This window comes from Marinobacter maritimus, assembly GCF_007671675.1.
In the GTDB taxonomy this organism is placed as follows: domain Bacteria; phylum Pseudomonadota; class Gammaproteobacteria; order Pseudomonadales; family Oleiphilaceae; genus Marinobacter; species Marinobacter maritimus.
This window is the reverse complement of the sequence record NZ_VCGW01000002.1, coordinates 725,782-745,939: the sequence shown is the minus strand read 5'-3', so window position 1 is coordinate 745,939 and position 20,158 is coordinate 725,782. Positions and strand designations below refer to the sequence as shown.

The window sequence follows — 20,158 nt, the reverse complement described above, 5'->3', positions numbered from 1 at the left end:
GGTTTATGCTCTGAATTTTTTGATCATTCGGTCAGGTTTTATTGAACAAAGCAAAGGCCAGGCCAGCTTGCCAACCCAGGCACAACAAACGTGACCAAAATTGGCGTTCACCTCTGAAAAGACTTCAATTAACGGGCCAGCTCAGGCTTTCATGCCGGCATACGAACAGAAGGCAACACCCACGGAAACACCCGCTTACCGAATCAAACTTGCGCCCGAATCCAGTGCAAAAGTGCACGAAGCGCCCTTATTTGAGGCCTTTCGACCGCGACCAACACCTCCCGAAACCCTCGAACATCAGAGCACTCGCGATTTACATGCCATTGAGCCGATACACATCACTGGCACGCTTTGTGAATTGCTGACCATATGGACAATATTATTAAAGAACCTGGAGTGACATCATGAGCGTCATTAACGAATCAGGGGCTTCGCTACCTGTTATCGATCTGTCGTTACTGGCCGGAACCGACCAGCAACGACAACAGTTGGCCCGATTGCTGGCCGACGTCTGCCTGCAGACTGGCTTTTTCTATGTCAGCCACCATGGAATTTCCGAGACATTGATCAGCCGGGTATTCAAGGAATCCCAAGCCCTGTTCAACCTGCCAGACGCGGAAAAAGAAGCCATCAACAAGAGCCTCTCCAAGGCCAACCGGGGATACGAACCTCTAAAAGGCCAGACTCTGGAACCGGGCTCTCCACCAGATCTTAAAGAAGGCTTCTACATTGGCCAGGAACTGGATGATTCAGACCCACGTGTTATGGCCGGTCGCTTTAACCAGGGAGCCAACCAGTGGCCCCATGCCCTGCCTGCGTTCCGCAACACTATGATGGAATACTTCGAGGCTCTGAATGCACTTAGTGGCCGGATCATGGAGGCCCTGGCCCTGTCTCTTGGGCTCGCTCATGATTTCTTCGAGGATTTTTGCCAGCAACCCATCTCCACCTTACGCCTGCTCCACTACCCGCCTCAGCCACCAAATCCGGCACCAGGGGAAAAGGGCTGCGGTGCCCACACAGACTTTGGCGGCATTACTGTGTTGCTGCTGGACGACAAGCCCGGATTGCAGGTCTGGGACGTGAAAGGCGACCGCTGGATCAATGCTGATCCAGTTCCAGGTACTTTTGTCGTCAACCTTGGCGACATGATCGCGCGCTGGACCAACGACCGCTATCGCTCCACCCTGCACCGCGTGGTCAACACCTCCGGTGCCGAGCGTTACTCGGTGCCTTTCTTCTTCAGCGGCAACCCGGACCACCAAGTCAGTTGCCTGCCTACTTGTCTGGCAGAGGGTGACCAACCCCACTACCCATCCACAACCGTGGAAGCTCACTTGATGGATATGTACCGGAGAACTTATGCCTGATACACAAATCACCGCGATTCTGATTCATGGCGCCTGGGCCGGCGGCTGGGTATGGGAGACCATTACACCTTACCTTGAGGAGCGAGGGTTCCGAGCCCTTGCGCCGGACCTGCCCGGATGCGGCGCAAGGCTGGGAAACCCCGCGGAGGCCTCGATTGAGCGGTGTGTAGCGGATCTCGAAAAACAGCTTGAAGAAATTGAAGGCCCACTGCTGCTGGTTGGCCACTCCGGCGGTGGCGCCGTGGCCACCCAGCTTGCTGAATCCATCGCTGAGCGAGTAATCGGCGTTGCTTATCTGGCGGGTATGATGCTGCCCTCAGGTACAGGATTCGGCGAAGTGGTAGGCGAAATGGTGAAAGAATTCCCCGAGGCCTCCGGCATTGGCCCTTTTCTGGAATGGGAGGCCGATGGCCTGGTGTCCCGGGTCCAGCCATCAGCAATCCGGAACATTTTCCTGCAAGATGTCAGCAAACAGGTGGCCGAGCAAGCCATCTGTCGATTTACCGCCCAGGCCGAGGGCAGCCGGGCACTGGTGCCCCGCTGGACGCAGGCCCGTTTCGGACAATTACCACGGCTCTATGTCGAAGCCCTGCAGGATCGTTCCGTAGTGTTGCCGGTTCAACGACGTATGCAGCAACTTGTACCCGGCGCCAAGGTAGTCTCCCTGAATACAGGTCACGTTCCCCAGGTAGCGGCACCCGAACCTGTAGCCGACGCTCTTGCAGAGTTCATATCTGGCTAGACCAACAAAAAAGGGCGACCGTTAAGGCCGCCCTTTTTATCTGTACCGTTATAACTCAGTCTGCATAAACCGCTTCGATAAACGAGGGATCAAACGCCTTCTCCCACTCCAGATCTTCCGGCAGGGTTTCCGCAGCAATCATGTCGTCAAAGAATGCCTTCCAGCGTTCAACGGTCATCATGCCATAGCGCCCACCTTCGGCGGCATCAGAAAGCAGCATGTTTTCTTCCTGCATTTTCGCATAGGTGTATGCGAGCAGTTCATCCTGCATCTCCGGGTTGTCTGCCTTGATCAGCGCATTAGCCGGCTCAGGATTTTCGAAGTAAGCCTTCCAGCCCAGTGCGGTTGCCGTCACCATTTTCTGCACGACTTCCGGGTTTTCCTCAATCATCTCACGAGTAGTATCCAGCGTAGCCGCGTAGGCTTTCCAGCCATAGTTGGCCAGCAACAGGCTCTTGCCTTCAACACCCGCCTGCTCCAGGAAGAACCCATCGTTGGTCACGTAGCCCTGCTGAATAGCCTGTTCGTCTCTGATAAACGGTGCAAAGCTGTAGTCATAAGCCTGAAGCTGTTCATCGCTATAACCGTATTCGGTTTTCAGCCAGGGCCAGTAGGCCACACGACCCGCCGTGGGCACGCGCATGGATTTACCTTTCAGATCCTCCAGTGAGTCGTTCCCTGCACCTTTATGCACCACGAGAGTTTGCGGATCTTTCTGGAAAAAAGCCGCCACTGTGACCAACGGAATATCCTCCTTCACAGCATTAAATGACTGCAGGCTGTACCCCATGATGAAATCCATCTTGCCGCCCATCAGCAACTGCACGTTGTTCACCTGAGGACCACCCATCTTGATGGTGACGTCCAGTCCCTGATCTTCGTAGAGCCCCATGGCTTTGGCCGCATAAAACCCACCGTGCTCCGCCTGGGCATACCAGGTGGTAGACACGGTAACGGGAATGAGGTCTTCCGCATAAGCAACACCGGAGATGGTGCTGAGCGACAAGATGATTCCGGCCACCAGGTTTTTGAGTTTGTTCATAGTGATTCCTCAGTTGCTGGGCTGGACGCCCCATAGGTATTGGTAAGCTTTTCATGCAGGTGCTGACCCGCTGAAATCGGACCGTAGATCGGTGGATTTTCTGCCGTTGCACAGCTATCAATGCAGGCTATTTCCGCCGATTTATTGGGGTGACAGAAAAAGGCGATGGAATACCGGTCTTTGAAACGGTTTTCCGGAGCCACATTCACCCGGTGAGGTGTCGAGCAAAAAACATGGTTGGTCCACCGGTGCATCAGATCACCCGTGTTAACCACAACCGTTCCGGGAATCGGTGTCGCCCTTAGCCACTCTCCACCGCGAGTACGGACTTCCAGTCCGCCTACCGAGTCCTGGAACAACAGAGTGATACTTCCGTAATCGGTATGAGCTCCGGCCCGGCTTTCTCCACCTTCAGGCTCAAACCATTCAGGCAGCGGTGGGTAGTGCAACAATCGCAACGTGTGATCATGCTCGTTGTGGGCTTCCATAAAGAAATCTGCAGGCAGATCCAGAGCAAGGGCAAATGCTTCCAGCACGTTACCTGCGGTCTGAGTACATTCCGCAAGGAACCCGCTCATTACTGCCTCAAACTGAGGCTGACCAGCTGGCCAGAGATTTTTAATCGCTCCCGGGCCTGAACGCTCCGGCGCCAGATTGAAAGCCTCTTTCAGATCCCCCGGGCGAGTGGGGTCCAGCTTCTCCCGCTTGATTCCAACATAGCCCCGGTTGCTCTCGGCATTTTGCCAGGCCACCTGTTGCTTCAGTTCAAGTGGCAGGCCAAAGAACGCCGTTGACGTAACGAATGCCTCCGCCAGCTTTTCTTCCGGCATGCCGCAGCCGGACAAGTAAAAGAAGCCCCACTCCTGGCTGGCCTGCCGCATCTGCGCCGCCACTGCCTTACGATCTGCTTCGGTTCCATTCAGGAACGGAGCGAAATCAATTACAGGTATTTCCAGTCCCTCATCCGCCATGATCTCTCCTGTTGCATTAATAATTAACTACCCATTTGGTCAATATATTTGCAACAGGCGTGCCACATAAAAAAACCTAAAAGCCTTGGCTTAGAAGGGCCTAATAGTCATTTTCTGCATCAAAAAAGTGCAACCTCCCTACTTTATGACCATTTAGTCAACATTTTAGGCAATAAAATAAGGCACCACTATTGCATGTGAACTGACTGCAAACTTTCGCAACGGGAAAATGCCTGCAATGACAGACACACTGTTACTGAAGAACGCTCGAGTCATCGCCACCATGGACGACGAAGAGCGTGAAATTGAAAATGGTTACATACTTGTCAGCGACAACCGGATTGATGCAGTAGGGACTCACGATGAGTGCCCGCAGAATGCCGGCCGCACAATCGATCTTAGTGGCCATGTGGTAATTCCAGGCCTCATCAACACTCACCACCACATGTTCCAGTCCCTGACCCGGGCTTTACCTGCGGCCCAGAACGGGGAACTGTTCGACTGGCTCAGCGCCCTGTTCCCGGTCTGGCGCAACATCACACCGGAAATGCAACGGGCGGCAAGCCGCACCGCCATGGCCGAACTTATGTTGTCCGGGTGCACTACCGCAGCCGACCACGCCTACCTGTATGTGAACGGCATCACTCTGGATGACAGTGTTCAGGCAGCCATTGAGATGGGTATCCGTTTCCACGCTGCAAGAGGCGCCATGAGCCTTGGTCAGAGCCAGGGTGGCCTGCCACCGGATGAACTGGTGGAAGCAGACGAGCACGCGATTCTCAAGGACATGCAACGAGTGGTTGAAACTCACCACGATTACAGCCCCGACGCCATGATCCGGGTAGCGCTGGCACCCTGCTCACCCTTCACCGTCACCAAAGACCTGATGCGCGAAGCGGCCACCATGGCAAGATCACTGAAGGTTGGCCTGCATACCCATACAGCGGAAAACTGGAAAGATCTCGCGTTCAGCATGGAGCGCTACGGCATGACACCTACAGAATTCTCCGAAGATGTAGGCTGGGTGGGTGAGGACGTATGGCACGCGCACTGCGTACATCTTGATGCACCCGGCATTGAATTGTTTGCCCGCACCGGTACCGGAGTCGCCCACTGCCCCTGCTCCAACATGCGACTGGCTTCCGGTATTGCTCCTGTACGGCAAATGCTGGACGCCGGAGTCAAGGTTAGCCTGGGCGTAGACGGCAGCGCGTCTAATGACAGCGGAAATCTTCTCGATGAAGCCCGTCTGGCCATGCTGTCCGCACGGGTAAGGGATCAGCAACCGAGTGCCATGACAGCCCGAGAAGCACTGCGTATAGCCACTCGTGGTGGCGCCGAAGTTCTGGGAAGGGGCAATGTTCTTGGCCGCATTCAGCCAGGTTACTGTGCAGACATAGTCGCCTTCCGCACCGACGACATTGCCATGGCCGGTGGCCAGAGCGACCCGCTCGCCTCTCTGGTTTTCTGCACACCTCCAAGAGTGCACTGGAGCATCATCAACGGCCGTGTGGTGATTGAGGAAGGGCAGCTGTGCACCCGGTCACTGCCCCATATTATTGAGGAACAGAACCGGATGGCGGCACAATTGGTGGGGGCATAACTAACACTGCAAGATCAGGAGGGCGCGCGCCCTCCTGACAATCGTACAAAGCCGGCATCAGTCAGATTGGTATTCCCGCTCAGGTGGCTCGAAGCCAAACCCTCTTCCATCGACCACGCTCACATCGCCATCCCAGGGCAGCCGGTACTGGCCACGCACCATATCCTGCATGAATGTATACGGGCAGTCGCTGGCGCCACCTTTCACAGCCACATAACCACGGTGACCCAGCTGATAAATGTTGTTTTCGACACCCCAATGGATACGAGCTTCATCCACCAGGTCCGGACGCACTTCTGCGGTGATGATCTCGTCGGCAAAGCCATTACCTTCTACCATCGGCTCACCATCAAAGTTGACCACCATACCTTCGCCCATGGAGTTAAAGGTGCCGTCACTGCCCGCCAGGCAAACATTGGCGGTCACCATCAAGTTGCAGAACGCATTGGCTTGATTGGTGATTTTCCAGGCATGCCGAATCGGCGCGGTGTAGCCTGCGGTACGCAGCATGATATTGGCGCCTTTATAGGCACACTCGCGAGCAACTTCCGGGAACATCCCATCATGACAGATAGCCAGCGACAGCCGACTGCCATTCGGGCCGTCGCAGACCGGAATACCAAGGTTACCGGGCTCCCAGGGTTCCACCGGCACCCAGGGATGCAGCTTGCGGTAGAACAGTCGAACTTCGCCGGTGTTATCGATGATTACACCGGTGTTGTAGGGGTTGCCCCCAGGATTGTTCTCCATGATGGAAAAGCACCCCCAGATATCGTGCTCCCGGCAGGCCGCCTGAAACGCAACCATCTCCGGGCCGTCGCGGTCACACATGATGGCCGGGTCGATACTCATGGAGAGGCCGTGCAGGCAATACTCAGGAAACACCACAAGATCCATGGCCGGTGATTGGCGGCGAGCCTTGCCTACCAACTCACACACGCGGCAGGTCTGAGTCGCCAGCTGCTCTGGCGTGGCCACGTCCGGTAGCTGCAGCTGAACCAGACCTATCACAACGCCATTGGGAGATTTATTCAACCCACCTAATCCACTCATACTGCCTCCAGTCTTGTCGGTTTCATTCGGAATGAAAGCTATTGAGCAGGAACCGTGCCATCAGATTGAGCGTCCGCCCGAACTACCCTTCCAATTCCCTCAAACGCCGACGGGTTTCCAACTGAGCCAGAGTCACTTCACGACTCTTGGCCTGACTTTCGTGAATATGAGCTCGCAGCACATTGGTGGCCGCAGACAGGTCGTTGGCAAGGATTCTCTGACAGATCTCATAATGTTCTTCGTAGGTTTTCATCACGCTTTCCGTATCGGGCAGCCCCAGGCGCCGAACAATCCTGATATGGTCATTCACACCCTTCAGGTACTGCACCAGCACCGTATTGCCGCTGAGGCTGGCGAGCCGGATATGAAAAGCCTCTTCGGCATCCTTGAAACATTCCGTTCCTTCGGAACCGTACATCAGCTTCCGCGGGTCCCAGTCGTCCGCAAGCTGTGCTAATTCCCGGTAGGGTACCCGCTGGCTTGTAAGCGCCACCCCTTCCAGCTCAAGCCCAACCCGCACGTCGTAGTATTCCGCGAGTTCAAACACATCGAGTTGGCGAATATAGCAACCGTGCTTGGGGCGAATGGTCAGATACCCTTCCACAGCCAGCCGTTGCAGCGCTTCGCGAACCGGTGTCCGGCTGACACCAAACCGTTGCGCCAACTCCGTCTCTGTGACCCGGCTACCCGGATACAACTCGAGAGTCATAATACCCTGACGCAGGTTGTCGTAGATGCGATCGGTGGTCCACTTCCGTGTTGATACAGTCATGCTTCGCTCCTTCCTTTTGTTGCATACATCATTAACTATAGCCGGATACTATTCAATCAGTTCCACCCCCATATCCACGTCCTCCTTCTGTGCATACCCGGACTTATTGCACCAAAATAAAACATTGTTTCGACCGATTTTCACTGTGGTTCCGGTTAGTTATTGAACGAACCGGAATACAAACATCTCAACCATGCGCCTCTCCTTCATATGGCATGATCCATGCAGTCTTGCATACAACAGAAATAAACGCGCAAGAGTCGTAAGTCATGAATATCCAGCTTTACAACATCACCAAGCGCTTCGGCGACGTTACGGCAAATGACGGAATCTCTCTGGACATTCGCGCCGGAGAGGTGGTTGCACTGCTCGGAGAGAACGGTGCCGGCAAAAGCACGCTCATGAAGATGCTGTTCGGCCTGTATCCTCCGGATGGCGGCGCCATTCTGATTAATGATCGGGAAACCACCATTGAGTCACCCCAGAAAGCAATGTCTCTGGGCATTGGCATGGTGTTCCAACAGTTCAATCTGGTTCCCGCGCTGTCCGTGCTGGACAACCTGCTACTGGCCTACCCGAAATCGCCCTTCTGGACCTTTCGCCGGCTTTTCCGTACATCTCCTCGCAAGGCCGTACTCACCTATCTGCAGGAGCTGGCACCAGGACTGGCACCAGACACGCTGGTGCGCGACCTTTCCGTAGGTCAGCGGCAACTACTTGAACTGGTCAAGGTGCTGAACCTGGATGCAAAGGTTCTGATTCTGGACGAGCCCACATCAGTACTACCGCCCCAGGAAGCAGAACGCCTGTGGGGACTTATCCGCAAACTGGCGGAGGCTGGCCGCAGCGTGGTGCTTATCACCCACAAGATGCAGGACGTGATGGCCTGTGCTCACCGGGTTGTCGTGATGCGGGCCGGTCGGATGGTTCAGACGATAGACCGTAAGCAGTGCACCGAATCCTCTTTGGTCAGCCTGATGATGGGGGACAGCAACCAGCGCTCCGCCATTGAAGTCACGCCTCGTGAAGCCTTCGCCAACCGGCCGCCCCGGATTTCCATCCGGGACCTCCATGCCCGTCACGGAGCACAGTCAGTGGAGAACATCCGACTGGATATTGCGCCCGGCGAAATTCTCGGGGTTGCCGGCGTTTCCGGCAATGGCCAGCACCTATTGGCAGACGCACTGGTGGGCCTGACCCCGCTGGCCAGGGGAGAAGTCATCATCGACGGCTATCTCCTGCAGTCCGCCAGTCGCCCCCCGAGCACCTCAGGCAGGGTTTCCTATATACCGGAACAACCGGCAGTCAATGCGGTCGCGGCGGATCTGTCGCTGACAACCAATGTGGCGCTCTCTCATTTTAGGCATCTCAGCTTTTTCCCCGCCTGGGCACCGGAAGAACAACTGACCCGGAACATTATCCAGCGCTATCAGGTACGCCCCGACAACCCGGCCCTGGCGGCAGGCCAACTGTCTGGCGGCAACCTCCAGAAACTGGTGGTGGGCAGAGAACTGGAGGGAGACAAAGACCTGATCGTCGCCGCCTACCCCACCATGGGGCTGGATGCCGGCGCTGCCCATGACATTTACCAGGCCCTGTTTGCCAAGGCAAACGAAGGCGCTGCGGTGTTGTGGATCTCGGAAGACCTGGACGATCTCATGTCTTACGCCCATCGCATTGCCGTGCTGCAGGGCGGCCGGATTTCCGGGATTTTCGACCCACGGGAATGCGACCGGCTCGACATCGGCCGAGCCATGACTGGCGAACCTCAGCCTGCCAGAACCCAACGACCACCTGAGCAGAAACCCGCCGACCCGCGAGTGAGGGCCGCATCATGACAAATGCAACCCAACTCCCTGTAACACTCGGCCTGCGATTGCTCAGGGGCCCGGCCGGTGCCGTTCTGGTCATGGCAACCATTTTCGTGGTGGCGACCCTGGCATTCTTTGCCATCAACGGCCGTGAAGCGGTTTCCCTGTTCCAGGAAATGGTCATGGGTGCCTTTGGCGACAGTTATTCCTTCAGTGAAACCTTGGTCAAAACCGCCCCTATCCTGCTGACCGCACTGGCAGTCGCTTTACCCGCCCGGCTTGGACTGATCAGTGTAGGTGGCGAAGGGCAACTCTACCTGGGCGCCCTGTTTGGCACCGGGGCCGTGCTGGCCGCGGTGGATCAACCGGGCTGGATATTGATGCCGCTGATGCTGGCCGGGGCGATGGCTGGCGGCGCGCTCTGGGGCGTTATCCCCGGGCTGCTCAAGACCCGTCTCGGAGTCAATGAAACCATATCCACCCTGTTATTGAACTACGTGGGCATCCTCCTGGTCAGCTTTGTGGTTCATGGCCCCTGGAAAAACCCTAACTCTCTTGGATGGCCCGCCACTATTGAGTTTCCGGCCGGGGCGATCATGCCGCAATTCTTCGACACCCGGGTCCACATGGGGCTGGTGTTCGGCATAGTAGCCGCCATCATCCTGCACATACTGGTAACCCGAAGCCGCTGGGGCCTTGGACTTCAAGTCAGCCGCAGCAACCCACGAGTCGGGGCGACCGCCGGCATTTCCTACGAACGCAACGTACTCATTGTCATGGCCGTGGGCGGATTACTGGCTGGCCTCGCCGGTATCGCCGAAGCCTCTGTGATCCAGAACCGTCTGCAGGATGGTCTGGCCAGCGGCTATGGCATGACCGGCTTTCTGGTGGCATGGCTCGCCGGACAGCATTTCCTGCGAATCATTCCTCTATCGGTGTTGATGGGCGGGCTGCTGGCCTCCGCTGACTCTCTGCAACTGTATGCCCAGCTTCCCAAAGCCAGTGCCGACATTCTTCAGGCGCTGCTGTTCATCATCGTGCTCGCCGTGGCAAGCCTGTGGGGCCGGCGTCGTGACATCTGAACGGCCCAAGGCCCGATAGCAATCCAAAGGACCCTGTATGGAATATTTTGCAACCGAACTCCTTACCCTCCTGTTCGCCGCCCTGCGCAGCGCTACACCCGTGCTCGCCGTGGTGCTGGGCGAGGCCATGACCCAGCGCAGCGGTGTGATCAACCTCGGCGTGGAAGGCCAGATGCTGCTGGGCGCAATGACCGGCTTCGCGGTGGCGTCCGTGACCGGCGACCCCTGGCTGGGCGTCATGGCAGCCTGCTTTGCCGGCATCGCACTATCGATGGTGCACGCCATACTTGTACTCGGGTGCGGCGCTAACCAGATTGCCAGCGGTGTTGCCGTGCTGATTCTCGGCGGTGGTCTCAGTGCCTACTATGGCACGCCTTTCGTAGGCGACAAGATTGACACCCTGGGCAACCTGAACCATACGTTCGTCAGCGATATCCCGCTGCTCGGCCAGTTTCTCGGCCCCATCACTCCAACTGTGCTGATCACCCTGCTCGCTATCCCGGCCATCTCCATTTTCCTGTTTCGGACCCGTACCGGCCTGCGCTGGCGCTCCACCGGCGAATCCCAGGACATCACCCGCAACCTCGGGCATAACCCAGTGCACTACCAGTTGGCCGCCATTGCCTTTGGTGGTCTGATGTCAGGTTTTGCAGGTGCCGCACTGGCGGTGGACTACACCGCAAACTGGGTCGAAGGCATGACCGCAGGCCGGGGGCTGGTCGCCGTCGGTCTGGTCATTGTTGCCCGCTGGAACCCATGGTATGCCTTACCTGCGGCCTTACTGTTTGGCGCCTCCGAAGCCCTCAACCTGAAACTGCAGTCGTGGGGCGTGAACATTTCTCCCTACCTGCTGGCAACCCTCCCTTACATGATCCCCTTGAGCGTGCTGATGCTCAGCTATCGCGGCCTCCGGGCAAGCGGTGGCGGCATGCCAGCCGGTCTCAGTGTGGTCTTCCAAAGTGCCCGATAACCAACCAGACATTATCAAACGGAGAATCACCATGAAAAAAGTAATCCGCACTCTACTCGCTACTTCTATCCTGGCAATCAGTGTCCAGGCCGCCGCAGAGACCAAGGTTGGCTTTATTTACGTTGGTCCGAAGTCTGACTACGGCTACAACTATGCTCAGGACCAGGGCCGGCTTTACATGGAAGAGCACATGGACGACGTGGAAACCCTGTACTTCGAGAACATCCCGGAGAACGCGGATGTACAACGCGTCATGGAACGCATGGTCCGTTCCGGTGTGGAAGTGGTTTTCCCGACCAGCTATGGCTATCTTGATCACGCGCTGAAGGTGGCCGAGAAGTATCCCGACGTTCACTTTGCCCACTCCGGTGGCCTCAAGACCTCCGATAACCTGATGACCTACTTTGCCGAGATCGACCAGGCCATGTACCTGGCGGGTGTCGCCGCGGGCCTTACCACCGGGACCAACCAACTTGGCTTTATCGCCGCGCACCCGATCCCGCAAGTACTGCGTAATATCAACGCCTTCACCCGAGGCGCCCAGAGCGTGAACCCGGAAGTCACCACTTCCGTGATCTGGACCTCCAGCTGGTCGGACCCAACCAGGGAAGCTGAAGCGGCAGAAGCCCTGATCAGCGGCGGTGCCGACGTACTGACCGGCCATGTGGACTCCCCCATTAACTATGTCCAGGTAGCAGAGCGCCGGGGTGTCTACTCCGTTGGCTACCATGCCGACGCGAGCCAGTTCGCACCGAAAGGCTGGCTGGTTGGCGCCATCTGGAACTGGGGCCCGATGATGGTAAATATCGTCAATTCCGCCAAAGACGGCAGCTGGAAATCCGAGCATCTGCGCGGCGACCTGCTGACCGAGGCCGCCAAGCTTAGCGACTTCGGCAGCGCCGTCAGTGAAGAGGACCAACAGACCGTACTGGACCGTCGGGAAGCAATCATGAACGAGGAGCTTCAGGTCTGGGCCGGCCCGGTGTTTGGTCAGGATGGGACAGTGATCGTCGAGGAAGGTGACACCATGACCCTTGAAGAAACCGAGAAGATGGACTTCCTGGTGCAAGGCGTCCAGGGGCGGCTTAAGTGAGCGAAGCGGCAACCTTCACGGTAGCAGATGCAAGGCCCTATGCATGGCCTTGCATCGCGCCGGTGGCGCCTCGACGACTGGCGCTGATCGTTATCGATATGCAGAAGGACTTCTGCGCCCCGGGAGGTTACATCGACTCCCAGGGGGTCGATCTGACTCCCGCGAGAGCCACCATCGATCCCATACAGCGCGTGCTGGCAGCGTTTCGCAAGCTGCCTGAGGCGCTGGTCATCCACACCCGTGAAGGCCATCGACCGGAGCTGGTCGACCTGCCCGCGAACAAGCAATGGCGCAGCGAACAGGTCTGTCCCGGCATCGGCAATGCCGGCCCTCTGGGGAGGATTCTGGTGCGTGGTGAACCGGGGTGGGAAATCATTCCGGAGCTGGCGCCAGCCCCTGGCGAAATCGTGATCGACAAACCCGGAAAAGGCGCTTTCTACGCCACCGACCTGGATCACATTCTGCGGCTGCGAGGCATTACTCACCTCATCGTCGTTGGCCTGACCACCGATGTGTGCGTACACACCACCATCCGTGATGCCAACGACCGAGGGCTGGAGACACTGATACTGCGGGACTGCACCGCCGCCACCGAAACCCGGCACCGGGACGCCATATTCACCATGACAGAAATGCAAGGCGGACTGTTCGGGGCCACGGCGACCTCTGAACAACTCCTTGAAGCCCTTTCCACCCTTTGACCGATTCAGGACCAATCAGCCATGACCAACACCCTGAACTCCCGTCCCTATAGCTGGCCTTGGGACAACAACCTGGGCAAGACCAACACCGCCCTGGTCATTATCGATATGCAAACAGACTTCTGCGGCAAGGGCGGCTATGTCGACACCATGGGCTATGACCTCTCCCTTACCCGAGCTCCTATCGAGCCCATCAGTCAGCTTCTTGCCCGCTTTCGTGCTCTGGGCATGCCAGTGATCCATACCCGTGAGGGCCACCGCCCCGACCTCAGCGATCTGCCGGCCAACAAGCGCTGGCGCTCCCGGCAGATCGGCGCAGGGATTGGTGATCCCGGCCCCTGCGGGCGCATTCTTGTTCGGGGCGAGCCTGGCTGGGAGATCATTCCGGAACTGGCTCCCCGCGTAGGCGAACCGATCATCGACAAGCCCGGCAAGGGCTCTTTTTATGCTACCGACCTCGAGCTGATCCTCAAGACCCGGGGTATCCAGAACCTGGTACTGACCGGTATCACCACCGATGTCTGCGTTCACACTACCATGCGCGATGCCAATGACCGGGGCTTCGAGTGTGTGCTGGTGGAAGATTGCTGCGGCGCCACTGACCAGGCAAATCATGATCACGCCATCAAGATGATCCAGATGCAGGGCGGCGTATTCGGTGCCGTTACCGATTCCAATAGCCTGTTCCAACGACTGGAGGCGTTATGAACGAACGATTTACACCACCTGTGAGGCTCGACATTGATCATCTCCAGCACCTGTACCGCTCCGGAGATATGACTCCCAGAGCACTGCTGGCGAAGCTAGACGACTATCAGACGGCTTTCCACGACCGGAACATATGGATTCACTACCTGACTCCGGAAGAGCGCGAACCCTTTCTGCAATTCCTTGATGGCGAATCACCGGAATCACTACCGCTGTACGGCGTACCGTTTGCCATTAAGGACAATATCCACCTGAAGGGGATCCCTACTACGGTGGCGAATCGGCATGTAAACATCCTTCCGGAGGACAGCGCGTTTGTAGTCAAACAGTTATTGGCCGCTGGGGCCATCCCCGTAGGCAAAACCAACCTGGATCAGTTCGCTACCGGGCTCAACGGCACCCGCTCTGACTTCGGACCCTGTGGCAATGCCTTTGATGGAGACTGGGTCTCCGGCGGTTCTTCCGCTGGCTCCTCCGTGGCGGTGGCACTGGGCATCGTCAGCTTCGCGCTGGGTACCGATACGGCAGGCTCTGGTCGGGTACCAGCAGCACTCAACCATATCGCCGGTCTCAAGCCCACCCTGGGAAGGCTGAGCGTTGAAGGCGTTGTACCCGCGTGCCAGACCCTTGATTGCGTATCGATCTTCGCCCGCACCATGGTTCAGGCCAATCAAGTTCTGACTCTGGCGGACAAGCACAACCCCGCCGATCCCTGGCAAAAAAACCACCAACCCCCCAGCCGTCTGATCGGCAAAATATTTACTTTCGGTATACCCCCGGCCGGGCAACTCGCGCTGGAGGAATACCAGGAAGCGAAAGGGCTTTTCGAAGCCGCAGTTGAACATCTCGAGGCCCTTGGCGGGAAAGCCGTGGAAATCGACTTTCGCCCTTTCTCCGAGGCCGCAGAGCTGCTCTATGATGGCCCTTGGGTTACAGAGCGACAACTGGCTATCAGCGAACTCGTAGACAATCCTGCGATGATCAACCCTGTGGTCCGCGATGTCGTGGCCAATGGCGACAAGCTCTCCGCAAGCGACGCATTTCGCGCCCAGTACCGGCTCGCGACACTGAAACAAGAGGCCGACCGTATCCTGGCAACGGTGGACACAATCATTACGCCCACCTGCCCCGGACCCTGCACCATAGCCGACATGATCGCTGATCCCGTGGTGCTCAATGCGCGCCTTGGAGCATTTACCAACTTCATGAACCTGCTGGACTACGCGGCGGTGTCCGTTCCTGCCGGGTTCCTGGCGAATAACATGCCGTGGGGCATCACCCTGTTTGGCCCAGCTTGGAGCGATACCGTGCTGAGCGCCCTGGCCAACGGACTCCACCAACGGGTAACGGAAACTGTTGGTGCCACCACTGACCCACTCCCAAAGGAGAGCCTCTCCCAAACGCCAAACACCCTGGATGTAGCGGTCTGCGGTGCTCATCTGGAAGGATACCCTTTAAACAGCCAGCTGACCGAACGAGGCGCCGTCCTGGTCAGGCAAACTCGCACTGCCCCCCACTACCGCTTCTACGCACTGGCCGGGGGGCCACCGTATCGACCTGGTCTGATCCGATCTGAGGGCACCGGTTTCGTCATTGAGGTGGAAGTATGGCGGGTGCCGGAAGACAGGTTTGGCACTTTTGTGGCCGGTATCTCTCACCCTCTGGGCATCGGCCAGCTAGAGCTTGAAGACGGCACCTGGTGCACCGGCTTTATCTGCGAACCCTGCGGCATGGAGGGTGCCACAGATATCAGTGCGACAGGGGGCTGGCGCCAGTACATGGCTAAGCCTTCCTCCGTACCTGCACCACCCACTACCCCATCATCCCCGGAGATCGATAATGACTGATCTGATCGTCAATGCACCCGACGCAGTAGCCAGCGTCACCTATGCCTTCGAGACCTATGAAAAGGCTCTGCTCGATAACGAGCTGGACGTACTTGACGGCTATTTCTGGAGTTCTGAATTCACGGTCCGCTTTGGCGTTGCCGAAAATCTCTACGGCGCTGACGCTATAGAAGCCTATCGGCGGCAATGCCAGCCAGTAGGGCCGGGACGGACCCTTCATGGCACGGTGGTAACTACCTTTGGTGACACCTTCGCCACCGTCAGCACTCAGTTCCGGGATGGCGAAACAGACAACTTCGGCCGCCAGATGCAGACCTGGGTCCGATTCGCTGAAGGCTGGAAGGTGGTGGCTGCCCACGTCAGTCTGATGCGAACACCCTCCGAATAACTATGTACTCCGGTGATCGACGACTCAGGGTTCACTTCCAGATCGCGTAACGTTCCCTGGCGGGCGGCCTGCCACCTCATCCGTGTCCAGGATGGTGACATTGCCATAGTCCGAGTGGGTACCTGTTTCCCCATCTTCCCGGTCCGTGCTGCCGGCAGTCGGTGGCTAGTGGAGCATTCTCAGAGTCGCAATCGGCAGGGTCAGGAGCCGGCGTTTACTGGCAAAGGCAGTGATCATCATTGTTCTTCCGATAGTGACGCGCCCTGGCCATCCGCTTCATCCGGATAGCCAGGGGCAGAAAGTTGATCAATGGCACGCCGCAGGCCGCCATAACCGGTACAACGACAGAGATTGCCAGCCACAGATTCCGTCAGATCCACCGTACTTCCCTGTCGGCGCTGCCTGATGCCCGCAACCAGAGAGACCGCAAAGCCCGGTGTGCAGTAGCCACACTGCAAGGCACTCTCACTTGCCAGTGCGTCGCGTACAGAGAGAAAATCGGGATCTTTGTTCAACCCCTCCACGGTTTCCACATGATGGCCTGGCAGCTGCCAGGCCATCACCAGACAAGACGGCACAGCACGACCATCCAGCAGTACCTGGCAGGCACCGCATCGACCTACACGGCACCCGGCCCGGGCTGAGGTGATCTGGCCAGATTCGCGCAGGATATCCAGCAAGGTCTCGCCACTCGGCGCTGACCGGGTAACCGCCTCTCCATTCAGCTCGAAACTGATGTTTTCTTGTGCCGGTGTTTCGGGTACCTGATAATGATCACTCATAGGGTTTGTTCCTTTGCAGCCATCGCCACCAGCAAGTCTCCGGGATCTACCGGCAGTCGCCGGACCCTGACACCGGTCGCCGCCTCAATCGCAGCGGTAATAGCCGGTGCTACTGCTTCAATACCCAGCTCACCCACGCCCCTTACCGGGAAAGGATCGTCCTCTGGTGTATCGTCCAGAACATCAACACGCTGGAGGGGGGCATCGTGGAAGGTGGGGATCAGGTACTGGTCCAGGTTGTCCGCCAGGTAGCTGCCGTCACGGGTTGTCATATCTTCGGTCAGCGCCATGCCCTGCCCCATCACAGCGGCACCCTCGATCTGCCCCAGATAACCGGGCGGGTAGATCACACGTCCGGCTGCCGTGACGTGGTGAAGATCCGTCACCCGAACCCGACCGGTGAGACGATCCACCGCAACCCGGGCCACAGTCGCGATCTGCAGTTGCAGATAACGGCCCACGGGTTGTCCACTGTCCGGCGCCACAGGGAAATCCTGACTGGCGCTGGCTGCCATTTCGTCAGGGCTGGCGCTCTCAGCCAGTTCCCGATAGCTCAACACCTGACGACCATTGAAAAATACGCCCCCCGGGCCGAAGGCCAGCCCCTCCTCCGGGTGGCCGCTCACGCGGGAGGCATGCCCACGCACAACATCCATCCAGCGGGGCAGAATACTGGCCAGTACACCGTGCACCAGTACGGTACTGCGAGAGGCACTGGTGGGCCCGGAATCCGGCCCTCGGGAGCTTCCAAGTAAAACTTCCACGTCAGCCTCCCGGCAACCCACCCCGTTACAGACAGACCGGATAATGGACTCAACAATGTTCTGGCCATAATCCGAGAATCCGAATTCCACGCAGATACGACCTGCCGGTGACAGGCTGATACGACCACCACCACTGTCAGGCAAGCCATCTCCCAAACCATTGCCTTGGGCGCCCATAGCCATACCAGTGCCGGTCAGCCAGCGACCAGTGTCCGTGTCAGGGCGGGACCAAAGAGGGGAAGCAACGGCCGCTGCCAGCACTCCAGCGGGCGGCGCAGTCCAGCGAACAGTCTGATTGCGGCTACCGGCGTCGCCCGGGGACCGCAGATTGATCCGGCGGAGGGCCGCGGGCTCAATACCAAGGCCGTGGGCCAGCTCATCCAGCTGTGATTCCACGGCGAAAGTGGCCTGATTGCCGCCAAACCCCCGAAAGGCACCACATACACCGTTATTGGTATAAACCAGGCGGCCGGACACACGATATGCCTCAATCCGGTACAGGGGCGCCGTGGCGTGATCCAGATAGTTTTCCAGCACGGCTGGCCCCAGACTGGCGTAGGCACCGGTGTCCAGAATCGCCTCTGCCTTGTGGGCCAGCAAACGACCTTCGGCATCACACCCGGTGGTCATTTTTACCGACACCGGGTGGCGCTTCATGCCCGTCCGGCAGGACTCGAACCGATCCAGATGGATCATCACCGGGCGCCCGGTTTTCAACGCGAGCAACCCGGCAGCCGGCTGCACTGTGAGTTCATCCTTACCACCGAACGCACCACCGGTGACCGTGGACTCAACTGTCACCTGTTCATGGGCGACACCAAGAATATCCGCCAGTTGTTCCGCATCCCGATGGCCAGACTGGCAGCCTACCCGGAATAATACACCGCCTTTGCCATCAGGGATGGCCACACCGCCTTCGGTTTCCATAAACGCGTGCATCTGGCGAGGGGTCTGATAATGATGTTCAACGATCACAGCACAGCGGGAGAAGGCGTCGTCAAGATCGCCGCATTCAAGTGTTTCCCGGGCCAGCAGGTTGCTGCCACCGTGTTTTTCATGGGAATTGTGGAGAGCAGTCTGCTGCTCGGCTAACGCTGCATCACTGACCACCGGAAGTGGCTGGTAATCCACCTCGATTGCATCCAGCGCTGCCCTGGCCTGCTCTGGAGTGTCCGCTGCCACGGCAGCAATCGCATCCCCTTCGTAACGAACCCGCTCATCACAAAACACCGGCTGGTCCCGGATCACGATGCCGAAGCAATTCAGGCCCGGCACATCATTCGCCTTGATCACCGCGTGCACACCGGGCATTTCCAGAGCCTTGGAGATATCTACCCGGGTGATCAGAGCGTGGGCGCAGGCACTGCGAAGGATGGCACCATACAGCAACCCGGAGAGGTCCCGCTGATCAGTAGCGTACGCCAGACGGCCTTCGATACGCTGAGCCAGATCCATCCCCGAGGTAGCATTACGGATCGAGTCTCCGTCCAGGGTCACCAGATTTCCGACGCCCCCCGGTGAATTTTCATGCGCCACGGGTCACCTCCATCAATCCAGACTCCAGCATCCGTCGCACTGCCAGCCTTAATCGGGTGTCATGCCAGCCCAGCGTTTCCAGCTCACTGTCCACCACTATCGCCAGATCCGTGAGTTCACGAATACCCTCATCTCTCAGCATGGCTTCGGTAACCATCAGCCGCCCGGGGCCTCCTTCACCACACACCGCCAGCTGCACCTGCAGGCCAGCATGGACACAGGCCACGGTCGCGCGGGTAGGACTAAAGCGCTCCCGATAGCCAAGTTTTTCCACAGAGACTCCCCAACCACGGCAGTCCGGCACGGTGACAGACCTGAGCAGGTCGCTGGCCGGCCGATCCTGAAACCAGCGGGCCAAAGGCCGGCGGTTACTCCCTTTGCCCTCCACAACGTCCACTTCAGTGCCCAGGGCAAGCGCGAGCGCTGACAGGTCCCCGCCAGCAAGCAGATTGCCGCCGACCGTGCCCAGATGACGCACACCGGGCCCCGCTACACGATTAATCAAACCGCTCAGTGGAGGAAGGTACAGAGCCGTCAAAGGGTGGCGGGCCAGCTCGTCCAGCGTGGTCAGCGCACCAATGCTGAGACCATCTTCCGTCTCCTGAATGCCGCGAAATCCCGGCCAGTCAGGGTTCAGCGCCACCAGATGCACGGGCCACTGCCGGTCACGTTCACAGGATGGCTGCAGCCAGGTGCCACCAGCGATGTAAGGCGCCCGGAACCGTTTGGCGAAACTGACCGCCTGACGGGGCGACTCCGGGCGCATAACCCGGACCGCCTGCCGTTCGGTAACCTCGTTGTTCACAGGTTCCACTCAAAAGGTTTCCTAAATGACATAGGCCTGCTGCATAACCTGAGGCTGTGCGATGAACGGACCCATCTGGAAGGTATACGGGCGAACCTGTTCATCGGTATAGCCTTAC

18 protein-coding genes are annotated in these 20,158 nt (G+C 58.1%); 11 read left to right on the top strand and 7 right to left on the bottom strand.

Annotated features, from left to right (window positions below; genetic code table 11):
• The first annotated feature begins 413 nt into the window (after window positions 1–413).
• Together FFI90_RS10485 and FFI90_RS10480 are read left to right on the top strand one after the other, a co-directional pair.
• On the top strand, window positions 414–1,370 hold the full coding sequence (locus tag FFI90_RS10485; RefSeq protein WP_425463100.1) for an isopenicillin N synthase family dioxygenase: 957 nt from the start codon (window positions 414–416) through the stop codon (window positions 1,368–1,370).
• Window positions 1,363–2,112 carry an alpha/beta fold hydrolase gene (locus tag FFI90_RS10480; protein WP_144777956.1) on the top strand — a complete coding sequence of 250 codons (750 nt, stop codon included), beginning with the start codon at window positions 1,363–1,365 and terminating at the stop codon, window positions 2,110–2,112. The genes FFI90_RS10485 and FFI90_RS10480 overlap by 8 nt, the downstream gene beginning before the upstream one ends.
• Window positions 2,113–2,167: 55 nt before the next feature.
• Here FFI90_RS10480 and FFI90_RS10475 read toward each other — a convergent pair whose 3' ends face one another.
• Window positions 2,168–3,154: an ABC transporter substrate-binding protein gene (locus tag FFI90_RS10475; protein ID WP_144777955.1), complete on the bottom strand. Its 987-nt coding sequence runs from the start codon at window positions 3,152–3,154 to the stop codon at window positions 2,168–2,170.
• Entirely contained in the window at window positions 3,151–4,125 is a 975-nt protein-coding gene (locus FFI90_RS10470) for an isopenicillin N synthase family dioxygenase (RefSeq protein WP_144777954.1), read from the bottom strand. Before FFI90_RS10470 ends, FFI90_RS10475 begins: the two co-directional genes overlap by 4 nt.
• Before the next feature lie 238 nt (window positions 4,126–4,363).
• On the opposite strand from FFI90_RS10470, the gene FFI90_RS10465 reads away from it, so the two are divergent.
• On the top strand, window positions 4,364–5,728 hold the full coding sequence (locus FFI90_RS10465; RefSeq protein WP_144777953.1) for an 8-oxoguanine deaminase: 1,365 nt from the start codon (window positions 4,364–4,366) through the stop codon (window positions 5,726–5,728).
• 57 nt (window positions 5,729–5,785) lie between these two features.
• Here the strand turns inward: FFI90_RS10465 and FFI90_RS10460 are convergent, their stop codons facing one another.
• Entirely contained in the window at window positions 5,786–6,781 is a 996-nt protein-coding gene (locus tag FFI90_RS10460) for a formamidase (protein ID WP_144777952.1), read from the bottom strand.
• Between the two features lie 82 nt (window positions 6,782–6,863).
• A complete protein-coding gene (locus FFI90_RS10455; protein ID WP_144777951.1) occupies window positions 6,864–7,553 on the bottom strand; it encodes a GntR family transcriptional regulator in 690 nt (229 codons plus the stop codon).
• A gap of 269 nt (window positions 7,554–7,822) precedes the next feature.
• Here FFI90_RS10455 and FFI90_RS10450 point away from each other — a divergent pair, with 269 nt between their 5' ends.
• Genes FFI90_RS10450 through hpxZ form a run of 8 tightly spaced genes read left to right on the top strand, consistent with a single transcriptional unit; the run spans window position 7,823 to window position 16,153 of the window.
• The gene (locus FFI90_RS10450; RefSeq protein ID WP_144777950.1) at window positions 7,823–9,391 is read left to right on the top strand and encodes an ABC transporter ATP-binding protein; all 1,569 of its coding nucleotides are present in this window, start codon (window positions 7,823–7,825) and stop codon (window positions 9,389–9,391) included.
• The gene (locus tag FFI90_RS10445; RefSeq protein WP_144777949.1) at window positions 9,388–10,446 is read left to right on the top strand and encodes an ABC transporter permease; all 1,059 of its coding nucleotides are present in this window, start codon (window positions 9,388–9,390) and stop codon (window positions 10,444–10,446) included. Before FFI90_RS10450 ends, FFI90_RS10445 begins: the two co-directional genes overlap by 4 nt.
• Before the next feature lie 37 nt (window positions 10,447–10,483).
• A complete protein-coding gene (locus tag FFI90_RS10440) occupies window positions 10,484–11,416 on the top strand; it encodes an ABC transporter permease (protein ID WP_144777948.1) in 933 nt (310 codons plus the stop codon).
• Between the two features lie 31 nt (window positions 11,417–11,447).
• Window positions 11,448–12,509 carry a BMP family ABC transporter substrate-binding protein gene (locus FFI90_RS10435; protein WP_144777947.1) on the top strand — a complete coding sequence of 354 codons (1,062 nt, stop codon included), beginning with the start codon at window positions 11,448–11,450 and terminating at the stop codon, window positions 12,507–12,509.
• A complete protein-coding gene (locus FFI90_RS10430) occupies window positions 12,506–13,210 on the top strand; it encodes a cysteine hydrolase family protein (protein WP_222120507.1) in 705 nt (234 codons plus the stop codon). Before FFI90_RS10435 ends, FFI90_RS10430 begins: the two co-directional genes overlap by 4 nt.
• Before the next feature lie 21 nt (window positions 13,211–13,231).
• On the top strand, window positions 13,232–13,918 hold the full coding sequence (gene biuH, locus FFI90_RS10425; protein ID WP_144777946.1) for a biuret amidohydrolase: 687 nt from the start codon (window positions 13,232–13,234) through the stop codon (window positions 13,916–13,918).
• Window positions 13,915–15,765, top strand: coding sequence for an allophanate hydrolase (atzF, locus tag FFI90_RS10420; protein WP_144777945.1), 1,851 nt, complete (start codon window positions 13,915–13,917; stop codon window positions 15,763–15,765). The genes biuH and atzF overlap by 4 nt, the downstream gene beginning before the upstream one ends.
• The gene (gene hpxZ, locus FFI90_RS10415) at window positions 15,758–16,153 is read left to right on the top strand and encodes an oxalurate catabolism protein HpxZ (protein ID WP_222120506.1); all 396 of its coding nucleotides are present in this window, start codon (window positions 15,758–15,760) and stop codon (window positions 16,151–16,153) included. Before atzF ends, hpxZ begins: the two co-directional genes overlap by 8 nt.
• A gap of 236 nt (window positions 16,154–16,389) precedes the next feature.
• Here hpxZ and FFI90_RS10410 read toward each other — a convergent pair whose 3' ends face one another.
• Genes FFI90_RS10410 through FFI90_RS10400 form a run of 3 tightly spaced genes read right to left on the bottom strand, consistent with a single transcriptional unit; the run spans window position 16,390 to window position 20,049 of the window.
• The gene (locus tag FFI90_RS10410) at window positions 16,390–16,935 is read right to left on the bottom strand and encodes a (2Fe-2S)-binding protein (RefSeq protein ID WP_144777944.1); all 546 of its coding nucleotides are present in this window, start codon (window positions 16,933–16,935) and stop codon (window positions 16,390–16,392) included.
• The gene (locus tag FFI90_RS10405; RefSeq protein ID WP_144777943.1) at window positions 16,932–19,235 is read right to left on the bottom strand and encodes a xanthine dehydrogenase family protein molybdopterin-binding subunit; all 2,304 of its coding nucleotides are present in this window, start codon (window positions 19,233–19,235) and stop codon (window positions 16,932–16,934) included. Before FFI90_RS10405 ends, FFI90_RS10410 begins: the two co-directional genes overlap by 4 nt.
• Window positions 19,225–20,049, bottom strand: a complete 825-nt coding sequence (locus tag FFI90_RS10400; RefSeq protein ID WP_144777942.1) for an FAD binding domain-containing protein — start codon at window positions 20,047–20,049, stop codon at window positions 19,225–19,227. The genes FFI90_RS10405 and FFI90_RS10400 overlap by 11 nt, the downstream gene beginning before the upstream one ends.
• Window positions 20,050–20,158 lie beyond the last annotated feature (109 nt).